The sequence below is a fragment of the Armatimonas sp. genome, assembly GCF_043760365.1.
Lineage (GTDB): Bacteria > Armatimonadota > Armatimonadia > Armatimonadales > Armatimonadaceae > Armatimonas.
Window position 1 is genome coordinate 1 of record NZ_JAYUPA010000767.1, and the last position, 3,450, is coordinate 3,450.

Here is a 3,450-nt window from a genome sequence, read left to right on the forward strand (position 1 = left end):
ACTTTTGCCAGGCTGGAGTAGAGAGTTGTTGATTTTCCAGAACCCGTCGGCCCCGTGACTAGGATAATGCCGTAGGAGCGCATCAGCATAGACTCGAACATCTCAAAAGTATGAGGAAGCAGGCCAAGCCGGTGCAGACCAATATTAATATTGCTCTTGTCTAGTACCCGCATTACAATCTTCTCACCGTAGACAGCGGGTAGGCTGGAGACGCGAAAGTCGTAGTGTTTCCCCTGGACAATCATGGAGATGCGGCCATCCTGGGGGGCACGCTTCTCGGCGATATCCATCTCCGCCATGATCTTAAAGCGGCTTACCAGGGCATTTTGCGCGTTTTTAGGTACCTGGAGGCCATCCATTAAGATGCCGTCCACACGGTAGCGTATGCGAATAGACTCACGCCCGGGCTCAATATGAATATCGGAGGCTTTCTCCTGCACGGCGCGCGAGATCAGTGCATTGGCAAGCCGGATAATGGGAGCGGACTCCGCCTCGGCCTGATCCACTTCGGCGGCGAGCTCCTCTGGGCGCTTTCTATCGAGCTCCACCTCTTCGGTATGGAAGGTCTGGAGCACATTGTTGAGGTTCTGGGCAGCGACCCGGTAGTTGTCATTGATCGCGGCAAGAATATCGTCCTCGGGGGCGATTAGGGGGATTACCTCTTTGCCCGTCATCAGCCGGATCTCGTCGGTGGCGAAGATATCCAGAGGATTCTTCATCGCCATCTTGATCCGGTTACCGATGACCTCCATAGGAATCATCTTGTAGCGACGGGCAAGCTCCTGGGAGACCAACTGCACCACGTCGTCGGGGATTATAATATCTGTTAGATCTGCGTAATCTACTCCCCATTGATCACCCAGGGCTTTGACTCGGTCACGTTCGGTAATGAGGCCCATCGAGACAAGGATCTCCCCCAGAGGTTGCTTACCCCCAAGCTGTTTTTGCTTGTCTATGGCGTTCTGGAGCTGCTCTGAAGTAAGAAGTCCCTTCTCCACAAGCACATCACCGATTCTATTTGTCTGTGTTGCTGTCATAACCTATCTTCTATTATTGGTACTGGGCACACAAAAAAAGAGGCCAGCCACTCGTGCACGGCTGACCCCTTTTTAGCCTCTTTCGAGCTTGGACTTTAGTCTTTGGACAGAGAGCAGGTGATGAAGATCAGTATCTCGCTCTCTTTGATACGCTTGTCGCTGGAGCGGAAGAGCTGGCCTAGAACCGGCAGATCCCCCAGACCCGGCAACTTGCGCATGTTATCAATCTCTTGCTTTTGCACCAGGCCGCCGATTGCGATCGTCTCCCCGTCCTTCACACGGATCGTGGTGTCCACGAACCGGGTGGAGATCTGCGGCAGCCCGCCCACAAACTGGGTGATGGCAGATATCTCCGGGTGGACGTAGATAGTCATTGTTCCATCCCCGTTGGAGCGCCCCGAGACCTGTAGCCGAATCCCCGCATTGGCAACCCCGGTGACGACATTCAGGCCGCCCGTGGGGCTGATGGACTGGGAGATGACGTAGGGCACCTGATCCCCGATAAATGTCACTGCGGAGTTGCCGTCCAGTGCGGAGAGGGTAGGGCGCGCCAGAATATTGGCTTTCCCCTTGGTCGCTAGGGCATCAATCTTGGTCGCGACACTTACGGGGGTGCGGAAGATCGCACCCCCATTAAGGTTACGTCCGCCGGGCACGCTATTGACAGTGGTGTTCTTTTGCCCCCCCGCGTCGTTCTCGCCGATCTGGATCGCACGTCCCAGGTCATACGTGAGCCCAAGCTGGTTCACATCATCTTTGTTCACTTCGACTAGGCGGGCTTCGTAGATGAACTGTGGCACTTTAAGATCAAGCTGGCTGAGCATCTCTTTAGCACGGCTGACATCGCTACCCTTGCCTGTGATCATGAGAATCCGAGACTCAATAAGATTGGATCCCCCGCCGTTAGCGCCCTGCCCACCGCCATTTTGCCCACTGGTTTGCGAGCTACTTGCCTGGCCACCACCACCCGATTGGCTCAGGGCACCGCCGAGCCCCACAGGGGTTGCGATGAAACGCTGCGAAGGTCCGGGGCGAATAATGATATTAGGGACACTCTCAAGTACCAGCCGTGCCGACTGAGTGGGGTCAACGTACTTAACCTCGTAGTAGTCTGTGATATAGGTACGCATCTGTTCGGACTTGCGGTCCGCATCCCGCTGAGCAATCTCGATCAAGCCACGCTCCATGTCCTCGATGGTGCGGCGAAGCTCCGTGACGATGGAGCGAGTGCTCACAACCCAGATAGAGCCGCCACGTGGCTTGATATTCGTCATGGAGGAGGGACTTGCCGCACCTGCACTACCACCAACAGCCCCGACACGCTCACCGGTGGCGGCCTGCTGTGTCTGCTGCGTATTCTCTTCGGGCTTCTTAGATTCCTCACTCGCCTTGATGATATGGATCGCCACATTGGGGAACGCTGCTGTCAGCGCGGTCTTGAGCGAGTCGGCATCGGCGTAGAAGAAGGGGATATTTGCTGAGGCTGCTTCCGGGGTCTCGTTGGTGCGCTTCAGGAGCGCGATCTCCTGACCGGTTCCGACGATAATCGTGTTGCTCCCCTCCATGGTGTAGGAGACTCCCGAGGTTCGGGTGATCCAGTCGAGCGCCTCTCGCAGGAGCACTTTCTGGAGGGAAAGGGTCACTTTTTTGCCAATAATGCTCTGCCCTGAGACCACATTGGCTTTCGCCTGGACCGAGATAAGCTTGAGGACATCGGAGAGCTCTGAGCTGACGAAGTCGAGCGAAACCACACGATCCAGAGCGTTTTCCTGCACCAAGATGGGTTTGGGTGCCGCAAGAGCGGGGGGGGGCTCTGTAGGTGCTGGCTTCTCCGCCACAGGGGCAATGAGCGTGGCAGCTTTCGGTGCCTTGACGGAGATCACCACCGCTTTTTTCTGGTCGGAGGGAGGAGCGGCGGCCAACGCCACAGGAGCCGCCAGAGCCTGGGTAAGGGTCACGGGGCGCTCAAGAGCGGGAAGGAGCGGTTTGGAAAAAGTGGGATCGGACACACGGCTAGAGTAGGGGGTGAGCTTCGGACTGCCTGCTCTTGTCGCAACCAGCGGACGTGGACGTGGTGCCAGGGGAAGTACCGAGGCCAGGCTCAGTTGTGGCGCTGTCAATAACTCGTAGCTCGCGAGTCGGGCAGTATCCCGAGGGGCGAACGCAAAGCTGGAGGCCACACGGCTCGCTGCCGCCATCAGGGCACGAGTGTCAATCGAGACTCGGGTGCGCTGGCTCCGAACGGAGATACCCGGGAGGGGGTCTCTCTCCGCTTGCAGCGCCAGGGCGATCTTGGGGGGAGTGGCGGCAATAGAGGACAGATTGACCGGGAGTACCTCACGGGCCGTCAGCTCGGTCGGCTCGATTCCGGGAGCATACAGGACAATGTCCCAGCGGGTCTTGTCCTCGGAGG

General features: G+C 57.4%; 1 protein-coding gene and 1 pseudogene. Both read right to left on the minus strand.

Annotated features, from left to right (window positions below; translation table 11 throughout):
* Nucleotides 1-1,037 (minus strand): GspE/PulE family protein (locus tag ACH2EH_RS18395; protein WP_395143898.1); only part of this gene is annotated, 1,037 nt, incomplete at its 3' end.
* 95 nt (nt 1,038-1,132) lie between these two features.
* A pseudogene (locus ACH2EH_RS18400) lies at nt 1,133-3,450 on the minus strand (hypothetical protein); the annotation flags it as partial.